23 protein-coding genes and 1 riboswitch are annotated in these 22,238 nt (G+C 36.3%); of the genes, 7 read left to right on the top strand and 16 right to left on the bottom strand.

Annotated elements, in window-relative coordinates; all coding sequences use genetic code 11:
* Nucleotide 1: 1 nt before the first annotated feature.
* Nucleotides 2-2,401 carry a 3-hydroxyacyl-CoA dehydrogenase/enoyl-CoA hydratase family protein gene (locus D9782_RS20600; protein WP_026681604.1) on the bottom strand — a complete coding sequence of 800 codons (2,400 nt, stop codon included), beginning with the start codon at nucleotides 2,399-2,401 and terminating at the stop codon, nucleotides 2-4.
* A 349-nt stretch (nucleotides 2,402-2,750) separates the two neighbouring features.
* Complete coding sequence (locus D9782_RS20605) at nucleotides 2,751-3,671, bottom strand: proline dehydrogenase family protein (RefSeq protein WP_026681605.1); 921 nt, start codon at nucleotides 3,669-3,671, stop codon at nucleotides 2,751-2,753.
* Between the two features lie 225 nt (nucleotides 3,672-3,896).
* Between D9782_RS20605 and D9782_RS20610 the strand changes: the two genes are divergently transcribed.
* Genes D9782_RS20610 through crcB (D9782_RS20635) form a run of 6 tightly spaced genes read left to right on the top strand, consistent with a single transcriptional unit; the run spans nucleotide 3,897 to nucleotide 7,668 of the window.
* The gene (locus D9782_RS20610; RefSeq protein WP_026681606.1) at nucleotides 3,897-4,859 is read left to right on the top strand and encodes a metal ABC transporter solute-binding protein, Zn/Mn family; all 963 of its coding nucleotides are present in this window, start codon (nucleotides 3,897-3,899) and stop codon (nucleotides 4,857-4,859) included.
* Nucleotides 4,860-4,910: 51 nt separating this feature from the next.
* Nucleotides 4,911-5,666: a metal ABC transporter ATP-binding protein gene (locus D9782_RS20615; protein ID WP_026681607.1), complete on the top strand. Its 756-nt coding sequence runs from the start codon at nucleotides 4,911-4,913 to the stop codon at nucleotides 5,664-5,666.
* A 17-nt stretch (nucleotides 5,667-5,683) separates the two neighbouring features.
* Nucleotides 5,684-6,520 (top strand): metal ABC transporter permease, encoded by an 837-nt coding sequence (locus D9782_RS20620; protein WP_026681608.1) that lies wholly within the window; start codon nucleotides 5,684-5,686, stop codon nucleotides 6,518-6,520.
* 10 nt (nucleotides 6,521-6,530) lie between these two features.
* Nucleotides 6,531-6,950 (top strand): Fur family transcriptional regulator, encoded by a 420-nt coding sequence (locus tag D9782_RS20625; protein ID WP_026681609.1) that lies wholly within the window; start codon nucleotides 6,531-6,533, stop codon nucleotides 6,948-6,950.
* On the top strand, nucleotides 6,929-7,327 hold the full coding sequence (gene crcB / locus D9782_RS20630; protein WP_051388332.1) for a fluoride efflux transporter CrcB: 399 nt from the start codon (nucleotides 6,929-6,931) through the stop codon (nucleotides 7,325-7,327). The genes D9782_RS20625 and crcB (D9782_RS20630) overlap by 22 nt, the downstream gene beginning before the upstream one ends.
* The gene (gene crcB / locus D9782_RS20635; RefSeq protein WP_026681611.1) at nucleotides 7,324-7,668 is read left to right on the top strand and encodes a fluoride efflux transporter CrcB; all 345 of its coding nucleotides are present in this window, start codon (nucleotides 7,324-7,326) and stop codon (nucleotides 7,666-7,668) included. Before crcB (D9782_RS20630) ends, crcB (D9782_RS20635) begins: the two co-directional genes overlap by 4 nt.
* Nucleotides 7,669-7,908: 240 nt before the next feature.
* Here crcB (D9782_RS20635) and D9782_RS20640 read toward each other — a convergent pair whose 3' ends face one another.
* The 9 genes from D9782_RS20640 to D9782_RS23370 all read right to left on the bottom strand — a co-directional run bounded on the left by D9782_RS20640 (nucleotide 7,909) and on the right by D9782_RS23370 (nucleotide 17,070).
* Nucleotides 7,909-8,124, bottom strand: coding sequence for a hypothetical protein (locus D9782_RS20640; RefSeq protein WP_121603973.1), 216 nt, complete (start codon nucleotides 8,122-8,124; stop codon nucleotides 7,909-7,911).
* Nucleotides 8,125-8,579: 455 nt separating this feature from the next.
* A complete protein-coding gene (locus D9782_RS20645) occupies nucleotides 8,580-9,362 on the bottom strand; it encodes a VLRF1 family aeRF1-type release factor (RefSeq protein WP_026680017.1) in 783 nt (260 codons plus the stop codon).
* A gap of 77 nt (nucleotides 9,363-9,439) precedes the next feature.
* A complete protein-coding gene (locus D9782_RS20650) occupies nucleotides 9,440-9,754 on the bottom strand; it encodes a DMT family transporter (RefSeq protein ID WP_121605615.1) in 315 nt (104 codons plus the stop codon).
* 3 nt (nucleotides 9,755-9,757) lie between these two features.
* On the bottom strand, nucleotides 9,758-10,093 hold the full coding sequence (locus tag D9782_RS20655; protein WP_026680015.1) for a DMT family transporter: 336 nt from the start codon (nucleotides 10,091-10,093) through the stop codon (nucleotides 9,758-9,760).
* Between the two features lie 84 nt (nucleotides 10,094-10,177).
* Nucleotides 10,178-10,276, bottom strand: a riboswitch (guanidine-I (ykkC/yxkD leader).
* 68 nt (nucleotides 10,277-10,344) lie between these two features.
* Nucleotides 10,345-11,631: a hemolysin family protein gene (locus D9782_RS20660; RefSeq protein WP_121605616.1), complete on the bottom strand. Its 1,287-nt coding sequence runs from the start codon at nucleotides 11,629-11,631 to the stop codon at nucleotides 10,345-10,347.
* Nucleotides 11,632-12,002: 371 nt separating this feature from the next.
* The gene (locus D9782_RS20665) at nucleotides 12,003-13,493 is read right to left on the bottom strand and encodes a BCCT family transporter (protein WP_026680013.1); all 1,491 of its coding nucleotides are present in this window, start codon (nucleotides 13,491-13,493) and stop codon (nucleotides 12,003-12,005) included.
* 396 nt (nucleotides 13,494-13,889) lie between these two features.
* Entirely contained in the window at nucleotides 13,890-15,128 is a 1,239-nt protein-coding gene (locus D9782_RS20670; RefSeq protein WP_240455764.1) for a C40 family peptidase, read from the bottom strand.
* A gap of 265 nt (nucleotides 15,129-15,393) precedes the next feature.
* Nucleotides 15,394-16,677 carry an isocitrate lyase gene (aceA, locus tag D9782_RS20675; RefSeq protein WP_026680011.1) on the bottom strand — a complete coding sequence of 428 codons (1,284 nt, stop codon included), beginning with the start codon at nucleotides 16,675-16,677 and terminating at the stop codon, nucleotides 15,394-15,396.
* Between the two features lie 288 nt (nucleotides 16,678-16,965).
* The gene (locus D9782_RS23370; protein ID WP_371413977.1) at nucleotides 16,966-17,070 is read right to left on the bottom strand and encodes a YhfH family protein; all 105 of its coding nucleotides are present in this window, start codon (nucleotides 17,068-17,070) and stop codon (nucleotides 16,966-16,968) included.
* A gap of 176 nt (nucleotides 17,071-17,246) precedes the next feature.
* On the opposite strand from D9782_RS23370, the gene D9782_RS20680 reads away from it, so the two are divergent.
* Nucleotides 17,247-18,275: an aromatic acid exporter family protein gene (locus tag D9782_RS20680; protein WP_246484484.1), complete on the top strand. Its 1,029-nt coding sequence runs from the start codon at nucleotides 17,247-17,249 to the stop codon at nucleotides 18,273-18,275.
* Between the two features lie 222 nt (nucleotides 18,276-18,497).
* Here D9782_RS20680 and D9782_RS20685 read toward each other — a convergent pair whose 3' ends face one another.
* The 5 genes from D9782_RS20685 to D9782_RS20705 all read right to left on the bottom strand — a co-directional run bounded on the left by D9782_RS20685 (nucleotide 18,498) and on the right by D9782_RS20705 (nucleotide 22,042).
* Entirely contained in the window at nucleotides 18,498-19,127 is a 630-nt protein-coding gene (locus D9782_RS20685; RefSeq protein ID WP_121605617.1) for a response regulator, read from the bottom strand.
* A gap of 4 nt (nucleotides 19,128-19,131) precedes the next feature.
* Nucleotides 19,132-20,160: a sensor histidine kinase gene (locus D9782_RS20690; RefSeq protein ID WP_026680008.1), complete on the bottom strand. Its 1,029-nt coding sequence runs from the start codon at nucleotides 20,158-20,160 to the stop codon at nucleotides 19,132-19,134.
* Nucleotides 20,157-20,888: a cell wall-active antibiotics response protein LiaF gene (gene liaF / locus D9782_RS20695; protein WP_026680007.1), complete on the bottom strand. Its 732-nt coding sequence runs from the start codon at nucleotides 20,886-20,888 to the stop codon at nucleotides 20,157-20,159. Before liaF ends, D9782_RS20690 begins: the two co-directional genes overlap by 4 nt.
* 146 nt (nucleotides 20,889-21,034) lie before the next feature.
* A complete protein-coding gene (locus D9782_RS20700; RefSeq protein WP_121605618.1) occupies nucleotides 21,035-21,667 on the bottom strand; it encodes a PspA/IM30 family protein in 633 nt (210 codons plus the stop codon).
* A gap of 18 nt (nucleotides 21,668-21,685) precedes the next feature.
* Entirely contained in the window at nucleotides 21,686-22,042 is a 357-nt protein-coding gene (locus D9782_RS20705) for a lmo0954 family membrane protein (protein WP_026680005.1), read from the bottom strand.
* Between the last annotated feature and the right edge of the window lie 196 nt (nucleotides 22,043-22,238).

Raw genomic sequence — 22,238 nt, forward strand, 5'->3', positions numbered from 1 at the left:
ATTAATTACGTAATGGTTTCCCTTTTACTAGCATGTGCTGCATCCGTTGTTGTGTTTTAGGCTCTCCGATTAAACTTAAAAATGCTTCTCTTTCTAGATCAAGCATGACCTGCTCATCAATCTTTGTTCCTTCTTTGATCCTTCCACCAGATAAAACATATGCTAGCTTTTCTGCAATCTTAACATCATGTTCTGATGCATACCCACTGAGCTGTAATGACTTAACTCCCAAAAGCATTGCTGCATAGCCAGGATCACCTACAACCGGAATCTTTTCACGTATTGGTGCTCGGTAACCAGACTTCGCAAGAGCTAACACATTTTCCTTCGCATCATATAAAAGGTGATCAGGATTAACACTAATTTTGTCTCTTTGATCCAAGTAGCCATTATCACGAGCTTCGGCAGCCGAAGTTGATACTTTAGCCATAGCAACTTTTTCAAATACGTCATTTGCCACTTTTGTTAAGTCGAAATGAATCCCTTTAGGCATATTTCGAAGTTGCTTCAGATATAGCTCCTTTGTTCCTCCGCCACCTGGTATTAACCCAACTCCAAACTCAACTAGCCCCATATAGGTTTCAGCTGATGCTTGTATGGATGCAGCTGGTAGAGATACTTCTGCACCGCCACCAAGTGTCATATTAAACGGAGCAGTTACTACTGGTTTATCAGCATACTTGATGGCCATTGCCATATTTTGAAATTGACGAATAACCATATCCAGTTCAAAGAAATTATCGTCTTGTGCTTCCATCAGCATCATTCCTAAGTTAGCTCCAACACAGAAATTTTTCCCTTGATTCCCAATAACTAGTCCTTCATAATTCTTACTAACCTCTTCCAGTGCATAATTAACCATTTGGATAATATCAAGGCCTATAGCATTACTTTGTGAATGGAACTCTAATCCCGCTACTCCATCTCCAAGATCTATAAAACTAGCTCCGACATTCTTTTTTATGATGCCATTCACATCTTTTAATCGCTTTAGATTAATTTCCTTTTTATTAAACTTCTGTTGTTTATACGTACCTTCGTCATAATAATAAACATTGCCATTATCTGTTTTATAGAATGATTCATTTCCATCTGCTAATAATTGTAATACCCATTCAGGAACACGTTCGCCTTCAGCCTGCATTCGCTCCACTGATTTTCGCAAACCAATTGCATCCCATGTTTCGAATGGTCCTATTTCCCATCCGAATCCCCATTTCATAGCCTCATCGACTGCTACAATATCATCTGCAATCTCTCCAGTAAGCTCTGCAGAATAAATGAAAACCGGCTTCAGAATGGACCATACGAGATCACCTGCACGATCTCCTTTATTCGATATAAGCGTTTTCAATTTCCGACGAGACCCTTTTTCCTGCTTCGCCATTTCAGTAGCAGCTGTTTTAAGTTTTTTGCGATTCTCATATTCTAGTGTTTCTGGATTTAATTCATAAATTGTACTGCCACTTTTATCTTTTTTCTTAAAGAAGAATCCTTGACCAGACTTAGCACCTAGCCAGCCTTTTTCCTTCATTTCCATGACAAAGTTAGGTATATCAAATATTTCCTTCTCTTTACCTTCAACTTGGTCATAAACATTTTTCGCTACATGAATGAAGGTATCCAGCCCCACGACATCAAGGGTTCGAAATGTTGCACTTTTCGGTCGCCCAATCATTGGCCCTGTAACAGAATCCACTTCTCCTACACTATAGCCTCCTCTTAGCATTTCACGAACCGTTACTAACAACCCATAGGTGCCAATACGGTTAGCGATAAAATTAGGCGTATCCTTTGCTTCCACTACTCCTTTACCTAACACATTCTCTCCAAACGCTTTCATAAATGCTAATACTTCTGGATCGGTATCCTTCGTAGGTATTACTTCTAATAACTTTAAATAGCGTGGTGGATTAAAAAAATGTGTTCCTAAAAAGTGCTTTCGAAAATCTACTGAACAATCACTTGCCATTGCTTCAATGGATATACCCGAAGTGTTCGAAGTAACAATCGTACCTTGTTTTCGATATTTATCTACATTTGCAAATACTTTCTTCTTAACGTCCAGATTTTCAACTACAACTTCAATAATCCAGTCTACCTCTGCAAGCCTCTCCATATCATCATCCATATTCCCAATTTCAATTAAGTCGAGGCTCTGCCTCGTAGTAAGTGGTGATGGCTTCTGCTTTAGAAGTGCTTGCTTACTTTGTGCTGCAATTCTATTCCGAACAACACGATCATCCAAGGTAAGACCTTTTTGTTCTTCATCTTTCGTTAATTGTTTTGGTGCAATATCAAGCATTAATGTAGGAATTCCAACATTAGCCAAGTGAGCAGCAATTCCAGATCCCATAACACCAGACCCTAAAACAGCTGCACGCCTGATTGATTGCTTCATACTTTATCCCCCAATCTCTTTTTGAATGAATACTCATTCATTTTATTTCGAAAAATAAAAGATAGTTTCCTATCCACTTATCTATAACTATAAAGTATTTACAGATTTTTCGCAATCCATTTATAAAATTTTTTATCACGTACCACGGTTGTTGCTACTCTCCTCATCATTTCCTTATTTGGTTTCTTAAATGAAAGCCTTTAGCTACTATACGTACTTCCTGCCAGTTATATGCATCGATAAAGCAAGTGTTATGTTCACTTGTTTGGAACTTATCAACTGTATCCGTACTGCTTTAATATAAGTAAATTAATGATGCTAGGTAAATATTATGAAGACAATATCAATCCTATTTCTTATTTACGATTCCTTTCAATACAAACATAACATTTGCTGGACGTTCAGCAAGTCGTCGCATGTTATAACCATACCAATCCCTTCCATAAGGGACATAGACACGCATCGTATATCCTTCGTTTAAAAGCTCCTTTTGCAAATCAATCCGAATTCCATAAAGCATTTGGAATTCGAAGCGCTCTTTTGGAATACGATACTCTAGCTCTAATTGTTTTACATAGTTAATAATAGCTTCGTCATGGGTTGCTATTGCAGTATAATTGCCTTGAAGCAAGTTTAATTTAATAATCTTCCTATAATTTTCGTCAACATCTTTTTTCTCTGGAAATGCTACTTCATGTGACTCCTTATATGCTCCTTTCACAAGTCGTAAGTATGGATCAAAGGCGTTTAACTCTTCAATATCCGCTTCTACTCGATATAAATAAGCCTGTAGTACAGTTCCAATATTACTATATTCATTTCGAAGCTCTTTAAATATATGTAACGTTTGTTCAGTCCGTTCAAAATCCTCCATATCAATAGTAACGTTAACTTGATGCTGTTTAGCCACATCTAAAATCATTCGCATGTTCTGCATGACAAGTTCTCTGGATATATCTAATCCAATTGAAGTAAGCTTCAGTGATAGTTCAGCATTTAATTCTTCCTTAGCTAACACTGTTATGGCGTGGACACATTCCTTAGCAGACTCTCTAGCTTCTTGTTCATTATCAATAAATTCACCTAAATGATCCACCGTTACTACAAATCCAGCTGCATTCATTCCCTTTATTTTTCGAGATGCCTGCTCAATGGTTTCACCAGCTACAAATCTTCCAGCTCCAAATTTAAAACCATACCTTTTGGCTAATTTCGTTAACGATTTATTTTTTGATAAGAATAAGAAGAAGCTGCGCATTAGCTGTTCCACTTACACGCCCCCTATATTTTAAAAAATTTAATTTTTCTTTCTACTCATTTATTATAAAGTTATTTTAGCATTTTTAAATGATTTTTTCCTACTATAATTCATTCATATCGAAATTATTTCGAAAGGACTACTAATCAGCTAAATCAATCGTAATCATTCCTATTTACATTTCGTAATGATTACGGTAATATAATGGAAGACATTTGAACAGGGAGGAACAAAAACGTGAAAAAGTCTTACATCGTTCTTATTTCTATTATTATAGTAGGAATCATCTTTACTGGATGTTCCTCTAATAAAGCATCTACGAAGAAGAATGGGGATTTGACCATCTATACTTCAATCTACCCCATTCAATTTGCTGTTGAACAAATAGCTGGAGATACGGCTGATGTTCAATCCGTTTATCCTGCTGGAATAGATGCCCACACGTATGAGCCCACCTCCAAGGATATTACGGAAATTGCAAAGAGTAACGCATTTATTTACCTTGGCGCTGGTATGGAGGGTTTTGCTGAAAGTGCAGCCGATGCGCTCTCTGCAGAAGACGTAGCCCTTATTGAACTAGGAGAACAGGAATCATTATTTCATACTGAAGTGGATGGTGAGCACAGTAGCCATAATGAAAAACATGCTGATCACTCACATGACGGACACGATCACGGTGATCATGATCCTCACATTTGGTTAGACCCTTTACGAATGGTGCAATTAGCCGAATTAATTAAAGATGAACTCATTACATTAAATCCAGATAAACAAAAATTGTATGAAACGAACTTTGCAAACCTCGAATCTCAGCTACATGAATTGGACAATGCGTTTAAACAGGTACTAACTAATAAAGAGAATAAGCATATATTAGTTTCTCATGCAGCGTATGGGTATTGGGAGGATCGTTATGGCCTTGAACAAATTTCCATCAATGGTTTGTCATCGAGCAGTGAGCCATCCCAAAAGGAGTTAACAAAAATTATTGAACAAGCAAATGAGTATCAACTTGATTATTTAATTTTTGAACAAAATACCTCCAACCGAGTATCTAAAATTATACAAGAACATATCGGAGCAGAAGCGGTAACCATTCATAACTTAGCTGTGTTAACGGAAGAGGATGTAGCGAATAAAGAGGATTATCTGTCATTAATGAGACAAAATTTACAAACACTAGATACAGTAACGAAATGAGCCGTTTTTAGCATGCGCCTCATTCGTTGAATTTCGGAAAGGAGTAAATATATGGCAGAGACTATTGTTACAATGAAAGACATTGACTTTTCATATGAGAATAAAAAAGTACTCGATCATATCAATTTTGCTATTCCGCGTGGTTCGTTTATGGGCCTAATCGGACCTAATGGTGGGGGGAAAACAACGTTAATCAAGATCATTCTTGGCCTGCAAAAACCAGATACAGGTTCCGTTGAGCTTTTTGGTCAATCACTAGAACACTTTTCAGATTGGAATAAAATTGGCTTTGTTTCACAAAAAGCCAATTCCTTTAATAAAGGTTTTCCTGCTACCGTGTTTGAAGTAGTATCTATGGGCTTGACTGCAAAAGTCGGGTATTTTAAATTCTTTACTAGAAAGCACAAAGCAAAAATAATCGATGCGATTGCACAGGTTGGCATGGGAGCATACACACATGAAAATATTGGCAACCTGTCCGGTGGCCAACAGCAACGTATTTTTATCGCTAGAGCACTCGTAAATGATCCTGAATTATTAATTCTTGATGAACCAACTGTTGGCGTCGATAAAGAAAATGTGCAGCGATTTTACGAATTATTATATCAATTAAATAGTCAGAAAAAGATTACCATGTTAATGGTTACACATGATACAGGAACCATGACTAAGCATGCCACTGAAATAGTATGTTTGAATAAAACCCTGCATTTCCATGGGAATCCAGAAGAATATCAAGCTTTAACAGATACAGATTTATCTCGTCTACATGGCCATCATGTAAATATCATTACACACGATCATTAACCTTTGGAGGAAGAAGTATGATTGCCGACTTTTTAGAATTTGATTTTTTACGACATACATTTTTAACAGGACTACTAATAGGCATTATTGCCCCATTACTAGGTACTTTTATTGTAGTAAGACGACTTTCTTTAATAGCTGATGCATTATCTCATGTTACACTAGCAGGGATAGCATTTGGTCTTTTATTAGAAAAGAAATTTGCTATCATGCTAAGTCCTTTGTATAGTGGGATGGCTTTCTCTGTTTTTGGATCAATCTTTATAGAAAAGCTTAGAGGTGTTTATAAAGCCTATCAAGAAATAGCAATTCCAATTATTCTCTCCGGTGGTGTTGGTCTAAGTGTTATTTTCATTTCTCTTGCTGACGGCTTTAACACCGAGTTGTTTAATTATTTATTTGGTTCTGTTTCTGCTGTGAGTAAAAATGATTTATATACCATTGCTGGAATATCCGCGTTTATAATGATTGTAATTGCTTTGTTTTTTAAAGAGTTGTTTACCCTATCATTTGATGAAGAACACGCAACAATATCAGGTCTACATGCTAAATCTATTCATCTGCTCTTTATTGTTTTAACAGCACTTGTCATTGCAGCATCCATCCGCATTGTTGGTGTTTTACTCGTCTCTGCACTAATGACGTTACCAGTAGCAGCAAGTATGCGTTTAGCAAAAGGATTTAAGCAAATGTTACTTTTATCTATTGTATTTGGTGAACTAGCTGTTATTATAGGATTAATATCTGGATATTATTTAAGTATACCTCCAGGTGGAACCATTGTAATGGTCTCCATTATTATTTTATTACTTTCTATATTTATAAAGCGATTCAAACATACAATAAAAAAGTGAGGGATGCTGAATGGATATTAATGAAGCTATCGAACTTTTAAAGGAAAAAGGATATAAAACAACCGGTAAACGAAAAGAAATACTATCCTTTTTCGCTGATGCAGACGGCTACCGTACAGCAAAAGATCTAATTCAGTATTTAGAATCAAGCTATGACGGTATTAGCTTTGATACAGTTTATCGAAATCTCCATTTATATAATGAAATAGGTATACTAGAAACGACGGAATTAAATGGTGAAAAACATTTTCGTATAAATTGCACACATCATCACCACCATCATTTTATTTGTAAAGATTGTGGTAAAACAAAGGAAATCAAAGTTTGTCCAATGGATGAAGTGGAACAAGCTTTAGCCGACTATGCAATCGAAGGACATAAGTTTGAAATTTATGGAAGGTGTCCAGGATGCAAGCTAGCGTTAACGTAAAGAACTCCCTAGCAATTGGATTAGGTGGCGTAGTGGGATCTTTGTTTCGCTACTTAATATCATTAATTATAATAGCAGAGGGGTTTCCCTTTGCTACTTTATGTGTAAATTTAATGGGATGCTTTATATTAAGCTATATCTTACATAATGATAAAGTGAAAAAAATTCTATCTCCTCCAATGTTTGCGTCATTAAGCGTTGGTTTAATAGGCTCCTTTACGACGTTTTCTACATTTTCAGTGGAAACCATAGAGCTATGGAATAAAAGTCAGCTATTAGCTGTTCTTTATTGTATAATTAGTGTTCTTGGTGGTCTTTTCTTTTGTTTCCTAGGGTTTAAAAGCTCATTGACTGGAAGAAAGAGGGGAAATGTATGAATTTTCTATTAGTTGCCCTAGGAGGATTTATAGGAAGTATTGCACGTTACCAGATTTCATTATTTACTACGAGACGTTTAATAGGTACATGGATAGCCAATATAACAGGATCAATGTTATTAGCCGTACTATGGCATTTTTACATAACCCAGTTTATCTCTGAATTCTGGTGGCTACTATTTGGAGTAGGATTCTGCGGAGCATATACCACCTTTTCAACATTTGGTAATGAAACAATGAAGCTACTCCAAAACAAAGAATACAAATTAGCGATTTGTTATGTGTTTGCTTCGCTTCTCATATCATTTATAACTGTTGCTAGCATTTTTTATATTCTATAAGATTATGTTAAAACAGGTATTTGGCCCATACGTTAAAAAACTTGCGCGTCGGCCTTTTTTACTTTCATATCTTACAGTTATTCGATTCGTGAAGTCCCCTAGTTTCTAGGCGCTGGAGCTGAACACGCCCCTATTTATCCACTTGAGCTAATTTTATCATTTCCTAGATAAGAAAAACCGGGCAAAATTCGCTCAGTCCTTGTCACTAAATGCTCAGATTTACGCTTCCTCTAGTAGCTATTATGGAATAATAGCTACTGCTTGCTTGACCACCACTCCGGCTGCCCACTTCCCTTTCCGTGGGGTTTGTCCTTCAGCTAACTTTTTTAGCAAAACCCGCTCAAAAAAGTGGATCTTCAGGTCAAACATTTCCCACAGGAGTTGAAGTGGCCGCCCTTCGCTATTATCAGGCTCTACAACGCTAGCATGAAGTAACACAGCTGCTTTTATACTCACAGATAGCGATTTTCACTTTACCCATTGTAAAAAAGTCAACCTATTACTTATGACAAGAATTGTTGCACCTTCTCATAGCGGAGACTAATTACGTAGACTCCTGCGGGATTAGCGCGAGCCGAAAATCCACTTTGCAACGTGTTCTTCTTTGCAAAGTTAGTTGAGGCCGTGCCCACGGAAAGCGAAGTAATTAGTCGGAGCATTGCCAATATACATCAAACATTTCAAAATAACTACTTGGCTTAACGCAGTCATTGCACTGATTTTATACTTTCTTAACTTACTACAAAAAATCCCACGGTGCATGAATGGCACCGTGGTTTCTCCTTCATTCGACATACTCGACGAAAGCTTGCGTTATAAAATATATTGCCTATTACTCCTTCTCACGGTCATTCATCTATTCTCGTTGCTTAAAAACTGCTCTAATCATTTAACGATAAAGTCCATTTATTTTATCCAAAAACTTCCTGAAGTATTTTTGATTCCTCATGATCAAGCATGTTTTTCTGAATAATTCGATCAATCGACTTATTCATTTGCTCTGCTAAAGACTGCGAAGATCCAGGTTCACCGATCACATATATTTTTTCCCAATCATTGTTTTTAGCGTGCTTATCCAACATTGGTGCGATCTTTTTGTACCATCGATGTTTATTTGCCTCATATCGGGATTGCAAATTATCTTTCTGAATAGATGGATTACCTGGACCCATTGCAGTCTTTTCTCGCCAGTTATCCGTCTCTAGATCTAATTCAAACGATTTTGTTTCATTAATTTCATTTAAGTAGGACTCTATAAACTTTACTTCATTTTGCTGCACAAGAATGATACCTGCTTTTGGATAGTCCTTTTTTAGCTTTTTCACTTGGTCTAATACAGGTGTTTCCTGCCAAAAGAACGCGGTCTCTAATCTCAATTGGACACGTGCAGCAAACCAAACTTCTTCATCAGCTGTTGCAAAAACAATAACGCCCTTACGAAATTCCTGTTCATTTCCGCGAATAAATTTTTCTACTTTTTGCTTTACAAGTTGAAAGCTTTTAAGTTCTTCCTTGTTATTGGCTTCCTCTAAATATTGTTCAAAATTACGCATGCCATTTTTGAATTGTATTTTCCATTCTCCCCCCTGTTGCTCAGGATCAGAGGGATCAGTATTTAAGTACATGGTAAATACCTTATCCGATCCTTCTCTATGAACGGCTTCTAACTGCTTTATTTCATGATTTAAATCCATCACATCGGCACTCCTTTACGTTAGTTTTCAACGTTACTTAGTATTGTTTAACCGATTATAATAGCGTGTAAACATATCTAAGAGATTAGCTTTAAACCAATAGCAGCAGTTAGAATCATACTGATAAATAGGAGCCTCTTCCAGTCTCTAGACTCATGAAAGAATAACATCCCAGCTAAAGCACTACCTACTGTACCGATTCCTGTCCAAACAGCATAAGCAGTGCTCATTGGAATTGTCCTCATTGCTATGCTTAAACAAGCAAAGCTTGTGACAAATCCGCCAATAAGCCAAATGAAGGAAGCTAGACTGCGTTGATGATTTATTTTATTTATCCCCATCACTCCAATTACTTCACTCACTCCCGCAATAATTAAAAATAGCCAATTCACTTCTTACACCTCTTCTCTTTCATCCGTGGTAGTGACCATTTTTAAGCCAAGCACACCAATCAACAGAACCATTATGAATACGATTTTTATCATACGAAAAGGCTCATCAAACAATACAATTTCGGCAATAACAGTCCCAGCTGTACCAATGCCTGTAAATACTGCATAACTGGTTCCAATTGGAAGCTTTCGGGAAGCAATAATAAGCAAATGCATACTTATATAAATTGCAAACACCGTTAATAACCAAGTAAATAAATTGTAAGAATGCTTTAAACCAATCACCCAACCAATTTCAAATAATCCAGCCACCAAAATAATTATCCAATTTTTATTCATTCATACCACCTCACAACTTTTAGAGTACCCAATTGTAGCTCAAACTCCATTAAAAAAACCGGAAAGATATCCATACGTAAGATATCCTCCCGGGCTTTTATCCCTCCGTGTACACGTATAACGTGCATTTCCTCTCGGACCAGACCAATTAAAAACAATTGCGGAACCCTAGGAAATCGCTATGCAATTCATTTAGATTATATACAGTCTATATAAGTGTGTCAACCCTTATAGCAAGGCATCACTAGAACTTACTTTTTCGTAATCCTTACCTCTTTTATTTGATATCCATCCATTTCTTCCACAGTAAATTGAAATCCTTCATGATCAATAATTGTTCCTTTTGTAGCATCTAAATTCTTCATAAAAATCCAGCCACCGATCGTATCAATTTCTTCATCTTCCAGATTAGTACCGATTAATTGATTTACTTCATCTAGTTGTAATTTACCTGAGACGATCTTATTCTTATGATCAACGTTTTCTATCATTGGTTTTTCATGGAGATCAAATTCATCTCGTATCTCGCCAACAATTTCTTCTAATATATCTTCTACAGTAATTAAACCAGCTGTGCCACCATATTCATCATTAACAATGGCCATATGGATTCGTTCCTTTTGCATTTTTAACAAAAGCTGCTTAATTGGTGTAGCCTCTGAAACATGAAGGATTGGTCGGATAAATTCTTCAATCGATATCGGCTTTTCCTCTTCTAGACGACCTGTGAATAAGGCTTTTATATTGACGAGACCAATAATCGTATCTTTATCCCCATCAGCTACAGGGTATCTGGTAAATTGTCCTTCTTGAATAACTTCAAGATTTACATCAAAACTATCATCTTTATAAAAACAAAGAATCTCAGTCCGCGGAGTCATAATGTTTTTTGCAAGTTGTTCATCAAACTCAAAAACATTGTTTACATACATCATTTCAGATTGATTGATTTTTCCACTTTTATAACTTTCCGAAAGAATTAAACGTAATTCCTCTTCCGTATGTGCAATTTCATGCTCCTTCACAGGTTTAAATCCAAATAATTGAATAAAAAGCCGGGCTGAGCCATTTAACAGCCAAATAAACGGATACATTATTTTATAAAAGAAGATAAGCGGTCTAGCAACATATAACGTTACTGCCTCTGCCTTTTGAATGGCAATTGTCTTTGGTGCTAATTCGCCAATTACAACATGTAAATACGTGATTAACAAAAAGGCTATAGCAAATGATACTATAGAAGCAATTGTTTCATTCATTCCTATACTGTCAAACACGGGATGAAGAATTCTTTCCAGGGTTGGTTCACCTAGCCACCCTAATCCTAATGCCGTTACGGTAATTCCTAATTGACAAGCAGATAAATAGGCATCTAAATTATCGATAAGCTTTTTTGCATGAATCGCCTTTTTATTCCCTTCAGCAATTAAATGATCTATCCGAGTTGAACGAACTTTAACGATTGCAAATTCGGTTGCTACAAAGAATGCGGTCAGCATAATCAATATAGCAACCAATAATAAGTTTACAATTTCCAATTATAATCCTTGTATCATTAGATACAAGGATTCCACCTCCTGCATAATAATTTATTTATACCTTATCCGTTAGCAGGTGAATCACCTGTCAACATAACCACTAATCCTATGGCCTTCCCACGTGAATCACCTCCCTCTCTAATAGCTTTTATTTTACCCTATTCGTATCCTATCGTCTATTCTTATGTATGTGTAGAAAGTGACTAGAAGCAAGCAAAGGAGATAATTAAAGTAAGAGCCAAACGATCATTCGAAACCGTTCGGCCTTTTGCTAGTTCTAAACAATTGACTATGCTTTTAAACACTAATCAGCGAAGTGTGTTATTGTAGTACTGCACAACAACAGACAAGCATTCAAGCTATGTTACTGACTATTTTTTATAATCTTTTTTAATCATTCGCAAAAAGGTAACTACCATGAATAATAAAATCACAGTAAATGGCAGTGCCGAGATTAACGAAGCAGTTTGTAAGGCTTGAAGACCACCTGCCAATAGTAAAACTACAGCAATCGCCGTAATGAGCACACCCCATACAATTTTTGTTACTAAAGCAGGATTTAAGCTCCCTCTCGATGTCATTGACCCTAAAATATATGTCGCAGAATCAGCAGACGTAACCAGGAATGTAAAGATTAAAAAGATTGACAACAATGATAATACCGTTGTAAATGGCAAATGCTGATAGGTTTCAAATAAAGCTACTGCGACATCAGCATTCACTGCTTCTGCAATGGAACTACCATTAAATAGATCATTGTAAAGTGCTGTTCCACCAAACGCAGCAATCCATATACAAGCAATTGCAGGGGATACTACTAATACACCTATAACGTATTCTCGAATTGATCTTCCTCGTGATACGCGAGCAACAAATGCTCCAACAAATGGTGACCATGCTGTTGACCAAGCCCAGTAAAATATCGTCCACTCTCTCACCCATGTTTCACCTGAATAAGGCGTTAGTCGTAAACTATATTGGACAAAGTTTGTGAAATAATCTCCTAAACCCAATACAAATGTATTGAAAATAAATACTGTTGGTCCTGCTAATAATACAAAAACTAATAATAAGAGACATAAGCCTAAATTGATATTACTTAACCATTTAATTCCCTTATCTAATCCAGTACTGGATGAAATTAAATATGTAATTAACATAATCCCAGCTATAGCCATTTGAACCCATATTGACGTCGGTACATCAAATACAGATTTTAGTCCTCCATTCATTTGTAAGATTCCTAATCCTAAAGAGGTTGCAACCCCCATTACCGTAGCAATAACCGCAAGGGAGTCAATCGTATTACCAACCATCTTATTCTTACCAACAATTGGTTGAATAGATGTAGAGATTAAGCCCCTTTCTTTTTTCTTGAATTGAAGGTACGCAATTACTAATCCAACAACAGCGAAGACTGACCATTGGCTAATCCCCCAATGGAAGAAAGCATATCCCATTGCAACTCTTGCAGACTCTTCCGTCATGGATTCTAATTCTGGAAATGGTGTATCGAAGAAATGACTCATTGGTTCTGCCACACCCCAAAAGACTAACCCAGCACCAAATCCTGCTGAAAATAACATTCCAATCCAAGTAAAGAAGGAATACTCTGGTTTCGAATCAGAGGCACCTAGACGTATTTTTCCATATTTACTGAACGAAATTCCAATTAAGAACAGTATAAAAACAAAAACCGCTAATAAATAGAACCAACCAAAGTTTATCGTCGTAAAATCAAATAACTTTCCTGCTACATCCCCGAACTTCTTTGGCATTGTAGCACCAATAATTACTAGTAAAAATACAATGATGGCAGATACATAGAAAACGGGATTTTTGAATGCGCTATTTTTATTCATAACAGATCCTTTCTATAAGTTTTATGTACCATTTACGGGATACGGAACGTAAAGAGGCACATTTTATTATACCCCTTTTATTTTTTAACTAAACCTCAAATTTCCAGCTCAATACCCTCAAAAGAAACTAAGCATTTGGACTGCAAAACTTACTTCCATCAGACAAGCTTATAATCGTCGTAACATGAATTATACTAACTCTCCACAGGATAGGAAGGCTTCAGAGCAATATATTGCAAACAAAAGCTCTCGTTTTCAAAGAGTCTCGCTTATTTCAGCTGCTAAATGAATGATTCTAATCAAAAAAACGAACGATAATTAATTTCATCAACTAATCATCGCTCGTTTTTGATTGCTTCTTATTTACTTTTTCCAGACTCTTTTAAATACTATCTATTATCGTACACGACGTACATGACCTTTAAAATGATTTTTCCAATACCCAGTACTCATATCAGCTACAGCTAGACCAGTTGAATTTTGAGCTCCGATAAACTTGCCACCGCCAACATAAATTCCAACATGTCCATTTGTTTTATACGTATTAAAGAATACGAGGTCACCTGGTTGAATATTGCTATAGGATACTTTTGAACCAGTTCCGGCAAGGGAAGATGTCGTTGAAGGAATAGAATATCCTGCTTGACCAAATGCCCAAGATACAAATCCTGAACAATCAAATCCGCTTGGTCCTTTACCTCCCCATACATATGGTACACCAAGATATTGATAGCCAGCATTAATTGCTGTACTAATGCCACCGCCTCCAGAAGATACGGATGGTTTAGATGATGAACCGCTACTGCTTAATGTTTGAAGCTTTCCAGCTGAACTTGAATTTGAGTTTGAGTTTGAAGAAACAGTTGGTCTTTGTTGCTGAGCAATACTTTGTTTCACTTCATTTTCTAAAGAAGCTAGATTACTATCTTTTACTTGAAGCTCTTCTTTTAATGCTACAAGATCCTGTTTCTTATTTTTTAATGCTTCTTTTTTATTTTCATTTTCTTGTTTTTGCTCATTAATGGTTGCTTGTACACCTTTTAATTCAACCTTCATATCCTTAAGCTCTTCAAGCTTAGCTAATACTTTATCCTGTTTTTCTTCTACTTCTTTTTTATCTTTCTCTTGTTTTTCCATCAACTGGGTATCTGAGTCGGATATTTTATTCACAGCAGATACACGGCTAATAAAGTCACTAAAGCTTTTAGAACCAAAAATAACTTCTAAATAGCTAACATTTCCACCACTCTGTTGATAAGAAACTACACGCTCTTTTAAAATGTTGTAACGTTTCTCAATAGCTTCCTCAAGTTGAACAATTTCATCCTCTAAAGCTTGTACTTCTTTTTCTTTTTTAGCAATATCGCTTTCTGTCTTATCCATCATTTTTTGATTTTCTTTAAGCGCATGATTAACGTTTTTTATCTCTTTATTTAAATCTTCTAATTCTATTAAAACATCTGCAATTTTCGCTTCTGCTTCTGATAGATTTGCTTTAATTTCATCACGATTATCTTGAATTTCAGACTGTTTATTCTTGAGGTCATCCATCGTTTCCGCATGTGCATCCATTGCAAATGCACTACTTAAACCGACGACTGTCACAGTCGCTACTGTTACGATTGATTTCTTCACCTTTCTCCCCCACTTCTTTTTATCACGTCTGCAAATAAAATATGTATATTTTGTAATTCTTTTGATGGTATTATGCAGTAATGTGAAACTAGACTAGATTATGTATCCTATTAACTTAGGCAATTAGTAGTATAACAGTTAAAAATTGCACACATATTATAGTAATATTACAATTATGTTTCAAATGTGACATAAAACCTCTTTTTCCATTAAAAAAGGCGTTCATTCGATGTAGAATGAACGCCTTAGCCCAAGTTAATTTTCTTCAAAAAGAAGATGTAAATTGTTCCTCTTCTGTCGACCCCTTTAGTGCACCCGTTGAGAAACTACCACCAGATATTATTTGTGCTACTTCATCAAAATAGCCTGTTCCCACTTCGCGTTGATGACGTGTGGCACTATAACCAAATTGCTCACTAGCAAATTCTCCTTGCTGCAATTCGGAGTAGGCCTTCATTCCCTCATCTTTATATTTTCTAGACAGTTCAAACATACTATAGTTAAGAGCATGAAACCCTGCTAATGTAACAAATTGAAATTTGTAGCCTAATTCCCCTAATTTTTCTTGAAAAGTAGAAATTTCGTCATCCGATAACTTTTTCTTCCAATTAAATGATGGTGAGCAATTATAAGCTAGTAATTGATTTGGGTACTTTGCACGAATAGCTTCAGCAAACATGCTTGCTTCCTCCAAGTTTGGTTCTGATGTCTCACACCATACTAGATCTGCATATGGTGCATATGCTAGACCGCGGGCAATGGCTTGCTCAATTCCTGCTTTCGTTTTATAAAACCCCTCTGTCGTTCGCTCTCCAGTAATAAAACGAGCATCATATGGATCAACATCACTTGTAATTAAGTTAGCTGCGTTTGCATCTGTTCTAGCAATTATAATAGTAGGTGTTCCCATTACATCTGCGGCCAATCTAGCAGCAATTAGATTCCGTACTGCAGTCTGTGTTGGTAACAGTACTTTACCACCTAAATGACCACATTTCTTCTCTGATGATAATTGATCTTCAAAATGAACTGCTGATGCCCCGGCTTCAATCATAGATTTCATTAATTCGTAGACATTTAATTGTCCCCCAAATCCAGCCTCTGCATCAGCGATAATTGGAGCATACCAATCAATTGTTTGCTTCCCTTCTGAAAAATAAATTTGATCAGCTCGTTGAAGTGCTTGATTAATCCGTTTTACCACATTCGGTACACTATTCACAGGATACAGGCTCTGATCTGGATACATTTGCCCTGCCATATTTGCGTCTGCAGCTACCTGCCAGCCACTGAGATAAATGGCTTTCAAACCTGCTTTAACTTGTTGAACAGCTTGGTTTCCAGTTAATGCCCCTAATGCGTGAATATATTTTTCCGTATGCAACAGTTTCCATAGCTTACGTGAACCTAATTCTGCTAGTGAGTAGTTGAGGTCAATTGAACCCCTTAATCGAATAACATCATCAGCAGTATATGGTCGTTCTACTCCTGACCACCGTTGATTATTTTCCCATTCTTCCTTAATTATTTCTGCTCTACTATTTGTCATTATAATCCTCCTTTAAAATCAACTACGATATAGTGAAACTTCAATCTGTTAGGGTTTGGTTTTCCCCCTCTAATTGTTAATACCAAAAGGATATGACCTAAAGGCCCTTAAACCAATCGGACATTTACTGGCAGTTGATCCCACACTTACCATTATTGGTTTCTATTACTTGATGTGGAGAGCTTACTGCCAGTTATATGCGGGTAAAATCTAATCTGTATGACTATTTGGTAACAATTATTGTTATAATACATATTCATTTGTTATATAACAGAGCATATAAAAAAATTAGTCCTCCTTTTTAGATAGACAATAATCACATTCCTGTATATATCCATTAGTCTTCATCTTCTCTCCACAATCTGGACATCTTGCTGTTTCACTATTCATCAATTTAAGAACCTCCTTTTATATAACAATTTTATTTTTTGTATTTTGTTATAAAACAGTTTATGGTAATATTTGAAAAATTGCAACCCTTTTTTTAAACTTAGTTGAAAAAATTTTTTCGTTGTTGGAGAATAGATGATGGATAAGAGATTTAGGTTAAGACAGCTTAGGAGATGACGATGGTGAAACGATTTCATTTTATTGGGAGTAGAGTGGTTAAAACTGGAGTTGCTGTATTCATAACTGCTTGGATTTGCTCATTACTAAATATCCCGGCTGTATTTGCAGTTATTACAGCAATTGTAACAATAGAACCCACTGTTTCTGATTCTATTCGTAAGGGAATTATTCGATTTCCAGCTTCTGCAATTGGTTCTGCATATTCGGTATTTTTTATATTCTTATTCGGAAACTCTCCCTTAACATACGCACTAGCCGCAACATTTACGATCGTTACTTGTTTTAAGCTAAAACTACATGCCGGGCTTTTAGTAGCAACACTCACTGCTGTAGCAATGGTTGAAGTTATTCATAGCAATTACTTTATATCATTCTTGATTCGTTTAGGAACTACGACCCTTGGCCTATTAGTTTCCACAGGAGTGAACATGTTTGTTTTACCACCTGATTACACAAAAAATATTACAGTAAATATGGAGAGCATTCGTAAACAGACAGGAGATATGATCGCAAAAGTTTTTCAATGCATGGTGGATGTTGATAAGTCACCAATCACTATTAACCCAGCAGATCAAGTATACAAAAAAATACAGCTGACAGAGACACTCATTCGCTTTCAAAAAGATGAATCGAAATTCCATCCACTTGCTGATAGCGAGAGAAATTACTTTAAGATAATAGAAAAACAGCTGATATGTTTAAGGCTTATTCATTACCATACAGATAATGTACTCCATACTCCAAAGAACTTTAGAATGTGGGGAGAAAACGAACGAAGGATTATTTTACATGCAGTAGACGAACTCGTGGAAGGATTTTCACATGCGAAACAGTTTGAATCACAAAAGCATCAACAATGTTTGAAACAATTAAGTGAAATGTTTTGGGAAGAAAATGGTCTGTCAAAAAATAAACATGACTACGACGCCACCACTTTTCCTCCAGAACTTATTATTATTTATGAATTAATATCTATTTACCAACTAGCTGATCGTTATTTTGAGCGTAATCAAAAGTTAAACAATTAGATCGGCCGTGCAAAGACAAATAATATAGCGCTTGGAACTACTTTTTCCACTTCGAAGCAACTGGAAAATACATGACTCTAGTGATCAGAACAACCGTGAGGAGTTTGCAAAGGAATTGGTCTACTCACGAGAAGGCTGATCAAATGTCATGGGAAAATAGAATATGATAGCTATATGTATGAACTATCATTTGCGTCTTCTTTTAAGCATCATCTAGTTATGTTATTCCACTAGATGATGCTTAAATGCATAGATAACTGCCTGAGTACGATCCTGTACCTCCAGTTTACCTAGTAGATTACTTACATGTACCTTTACTGTTTTTAAAGAAATGAATAACTCATCAGCTATTTCCTGATTTGTTTTACCTTGAGTCAATAGGAGTAAAATTTCTTTCTCTCTTTCTGTTAACTGTTCATGTAATTCCACTTGCGGTGTACGCATGCGGTTCATAATCTTTCCAGTTACTTCTGGCTCAAGTACCGTTTGCCCTTGATACGTAGCACGAATAGCTTTGGCAATTTCTTCAGCCTTGGATGTTTTCAACATATAACTAGTAGCACCAGCTTCCAATGCCGGATAGACCTTTTCATCATCTAAGAAGCTAGTCACAATAATAATCTTTGCGTTTGGCCATTGTTCCATAATTAATTTTGTTGCTTCAATTCCATCCATATCTTTCATGACTAGATCCATTAAGATAATATCTGGTCTTAATTCTAATGCAAGTTCTACAGCTTTCTCACCATCATCAGCTTCTGCAATAACTTTAATATCAGGTTGAGCGGATAAATAGGAAGTGACTCCAATTCGAACCATTTCATGATCATCAGCAAATAAAACGTTAATCATTATTCTAATCCTCCTTTCCTAGATTCGGTACCTTTACTTCTATTCGTGTACCTTCATCTGGGAGACTAATTACCTTGAAGCTCCCACCTACCTCATACGCACGTTCTTGCATATTCTGTAAGCCGTAAGAGCCCGTCTTTATTTTTTCCATAACAAAACCAATACCGTTATCCGTTACTCGTAAAATTACGTTTTCATCTCTTTCAACAAGCATTACTTGTAATGTAGTTGCTTTTGCATGTCGCAGCGTATTTGACACTGCTTCCTGAAGGATACGAAACAATTGGTCCTCTACACCTTTATCTACAGTAAACGCCTCAACGTTCCAAGTAATATCCATTGGAACTTTTTGTGTTAATTCAAGCAATAATTCTTCTGCACCAGCTTGTAGGGATTTCCCCTTCAAGGCAACTGGCCGAAGATGTAGCAGTAATGCCCGCATCTCTAATTGAGATTGATGAATCATGTTTTCCACCATTCGCAGCTGCTTTTTCATTACAGTATCCTTAGGAGGGTTTGTTTCATTGATAGCCGACATCATCATGGAAGCAGCAAATAACTGTTGGCTGACCGAATCATGTAATTCTCTTGCTAAGCGATTACGCTCCTGAACAACAATTTCTTGTAAGCTTTGTTCGCGTTCAGTAGCTCTTTCTGTTGCTAATCGCTGCGCTTGTTCTGTCTGAGCCCTAATTTTATTTTGTATTTGTCCCATATACCGGTGAATGTCTTCTAAATCTTTATACGCATCTATATCAAGGGTTAGTTTTTGACCTTTAATGATTTCATCCAGTTGTCTTTCTACGTGATGAATTCGTTGTCTCCAATAATATCCAGTTACTGTCCCAATAATCAATCCAGCAGCAACAGATATAACAAAAATAACTAGCACGAACGATACATCACCTAATTTTTGATCTACAATACGGCTCCAATCATTGACGAACGCGACAAGTGTTAACCCAACCATTGCAATTGATAGTAAAATACTAAACATAACAGCAGTAACAATATGACGCAAAATCATATTCATATTCGCTTCACCTCAATATCACCAGACAATAATGAGGTAACAATTTTCACACGTGGAACAACGGTATCATAATCTTTCGTTTGATAAAGCAAAGATTGATTCATCAATTTTTCATGGTAATGTCCCAATATATGCGCGCGTCCGAATACGGAACTATGGTGTATACTTACTTCAACATCATAAGGAACATAAATTTCCAAGTTACCAACCAAGTGACGTATAGAGATAACTGCTGTGTCTTTAGGAAGTACTGTATTACTTAAGTCAATAATCCGATCACCAAATGCACCATGAATATTAACATCTTTCCATTGATAGGCTGTTTCCTCTGTTCGTTGGTCATCAAATAGTTTATGGTCTAATAATGGTTGCTTACTTATAATTGTTTCATTCGCCTTATGCTGATTCCCCATTATGGAAGGTCTCAGAACTTCCGCTGCTTTTTTGGATTTGCTATAGTTAACCACAAACAAAACGATAGCGGCAATAATTAAGAACCTTACCGCAAGCATATTAAGAATCGCAAAAATAATACCAACCATACCGCTCCAAAAGATTACCTTTCCCCATAGACTGTGGAACTTTTTCCTTCCAATATAAATAAGCAAGGCAAAAAATAAAGCTGGAATTAGCATTCCGCCATGGAAAAATGTGAGCTCAATAATAAAGAGGATTACTCCAATGATCAATATCCAATTTAGAGTGTCCGTTGTTAATCGTTGAAACATGAAGTAAGCCTCCCTTCTTTATTATGTAAAACAGGCGCATCCACGTGCGCCTGTATAGTATATCATTTTTTTAATTGCTGACGAAGAGAAAGTGTGATATCTCGATGGTTTAATAGGAACGGCACCTGCACTTTAGTGATACTTATTTATACTTGCTCCTTTTCTTTCATTTCTTGTTCTAGTTTGGCTATTTTGTTATCAAATGTACTACGATAGTATGAATTATTAACTCGATACTCGAGTCCTTCGATGTATCTTTCCATCTCCACAAATTTAGAAAAAGGTTTATCGGATGTTTCGTCTACCACTTTGTTCATCTGATGGTTGGCACGTGCAACATTTTCTCGACCCATTAGCTCCATCCTGCGTAGATGCATATCTTTTAGCTTATGCTTCATATCTTCATACTTCTGCTCTAAGGTGTCTAATTCTTGTTCCGCCTCATCACGTGATGCTTTCAATCGCTCTGCACGAGCTTGATATTCTTCGTGTTCCCTCACTGCAAATGCATGCATTTGCTCTTCTCCTGCTTTCTCAGCAATTTCTGCTTGTTTTAGACGTTTTTCAGCTAGGTCATTAGCCATCTGATACTCTTTTGTAAACTCATCCTTTAACTTATATTGTCTTTCCACAAGCTTTCGCACTTTTTCTTTTTCCTGTTCACTTTGACGTAAGTAATGATTTAATGCTGCAATTGGATTCTTTTGTTCCTTCTGATCCATAAGGTTATGAAGATCACTCGTTACAGAATCTTTAATACGTGTAAATATATTTGTCATTTTTCATGCTCTCCTTTTTTAGTGATGATTTATTTCAGCCCATTCACGCTCAAAATTAGTAAATGGGTCATCTGATTGAACTTCATGAACGATTGGTTCATGGTCTTCTTTTTTCCAGCTTTTATATATAAAGTAAAGTCCAATTGCTGCCACAACACCTATTAATGCAAACATATTTGAAATAGTGATGCTTAACACAATCAGCCCTAAGATAACCCAACCAATCTTTCCAATTGTTGAGTCACTTTTCATAAATTGTTTAAAGATAATGTAAAGTAGCCATATTCCTAAACCTAAAAACACCATTGGTCCCAAGTTTGCTACTAATACGATCAATGCAGCTAACCCTGCTAGAAATAATAGAAATTTCTTCACTTTGTTTCCTCCTTTCTTTATCTTAATTCCATATTACAGAAGCGTAGGGATTATCGTAATGAACTACAGCCATATTTTGAACTAGTACCTGAGACGTAGAAAAGTGTTAAATTGCAGAACAAAAGCGCCCGTTTAGAAACGTAGCAACTGGAGCGAGCCAGCAGTAGATAAAGGAATTATGTGCTTGCGACTCGAT

It is taken from the genome of Virgibacillus sp. Bac332, assembly GCF_003667785.1.
GTDB classification, from domain to species: Bacteria; Bacillota; Bacilli; order Bacillales; family Amphibacillaceae; genus Virgibacillus; species Virgibacillus salarius.

What these genes read in the sequence shown, in the direction of transcription:
- D9782_RS20685 (WP_121605617.1), bottom strand. Translation starts at nt 19,127, where the DNA reads ATGATTAACGTTTTATTTGCTGATGATCATGAAATGGTTCGAATTGGA.
- D9782_RS20615 (WP_026681607.1), top strand. Translation starts at nt 4,911, where the DNA reads ATGGCAGAGACTATTGTTACAATGAAAGACATTGACTTTTCATATGAG.
- D9782_RS20655 (WP_026680015.1), bottom strand. Translation starts at nt 10,093, where the DNA reads ATGAATAAAAATTGGATAATTATTTTGGTGGCTGGATTATTTGAAATT.
- D9782_RS20620 (WP_026681608.1), top strand. Translation starts at nt 5,684, where the DNA reads ATGATTGCCGACTTTTTAGAATTTGATTTTTTACGACATACATTTTTA.
- D9782_RS20690 (WP_026680008.1), bottom strand. Translation starts at nt 20,160, where the DNA reads ATGAATATGATTTTGCGTCATATTGTTACTGCTGTTATGTTTAGTATT.
- D9782_RS20665 (WP_026680013.1), bottom strand. Translation starts at nt 13,493, where the DNA reads ATGAATAAAAATAGCGCATTCAAAAATCCCGTTTTCTATGTATCTGCC.
- crcB (WP_051388332.1), top strand. Translation starts at nt 6,929, where the DNA reads ATGCAAGCTAGCGTTAACGTAAAGAACTCCCTAGCAATTGGATTAGGT.
- D9782_RS20625 (WP_026681609.1), top strand. Translation starts at nt 6,531, where the DNA reads ATGGATATTAATGAAGCTATCGAACTTTTAAAGGAAAAAGGATATAAA.
- D9782_RS20600 (WP_026681604.1), bottom strand. Translation starts at nt 2,401, where the DNA reads ATGAAGCAATCAATCAGGCGTGCAGCTGTTTTAGGGTCTGGTGTTATG.
- crcB (WP_026681611.1), top strand. Translation starts at nt 7,324, where the DNA reads ATGAATTTTCTATTAGTTGCCCTAGGAGGATTTATAGGAAGTATTGCA.
- D9782_RS20645 (WP_026680017.1), bottom strand. Translation starts at nt 9,362, where the DNA reads ATGGATTTAAATCATGAAATAAAGCAGTTAGAAGCCGTTCATAGAGAA.
- aceA (WP_026680011.1), bottom strand. Translation starts at nt 16,677, where the DNA reads ATGACAAATAGTAGAGCAGAAATAATTAAGGAAGAATGGGAAAATAAT.
- D9782_RS20700 (WP_121605618.1), bottom strand. Translation starts at nt 21,667, where the DNA reads ATGACAAATATATTTACACGTATTAAAGATTCTGTAACGAGTGATCTT.
- D9782_RS20680 (WP_246484484.1), top strand. Translation starts at nt 17,247, where the DNA reads ATGGTGAAACGATTTCATTTTATTGGGAGTAGAGTGGTTAAAACTGGA.
- liaF (WP_026680007.1), bottom strand. Translation starts at nt 20,888, where the DNA reads ATGTTTCAACGATTAACAACGGACACTCTAAATTGGATATTGATCATT.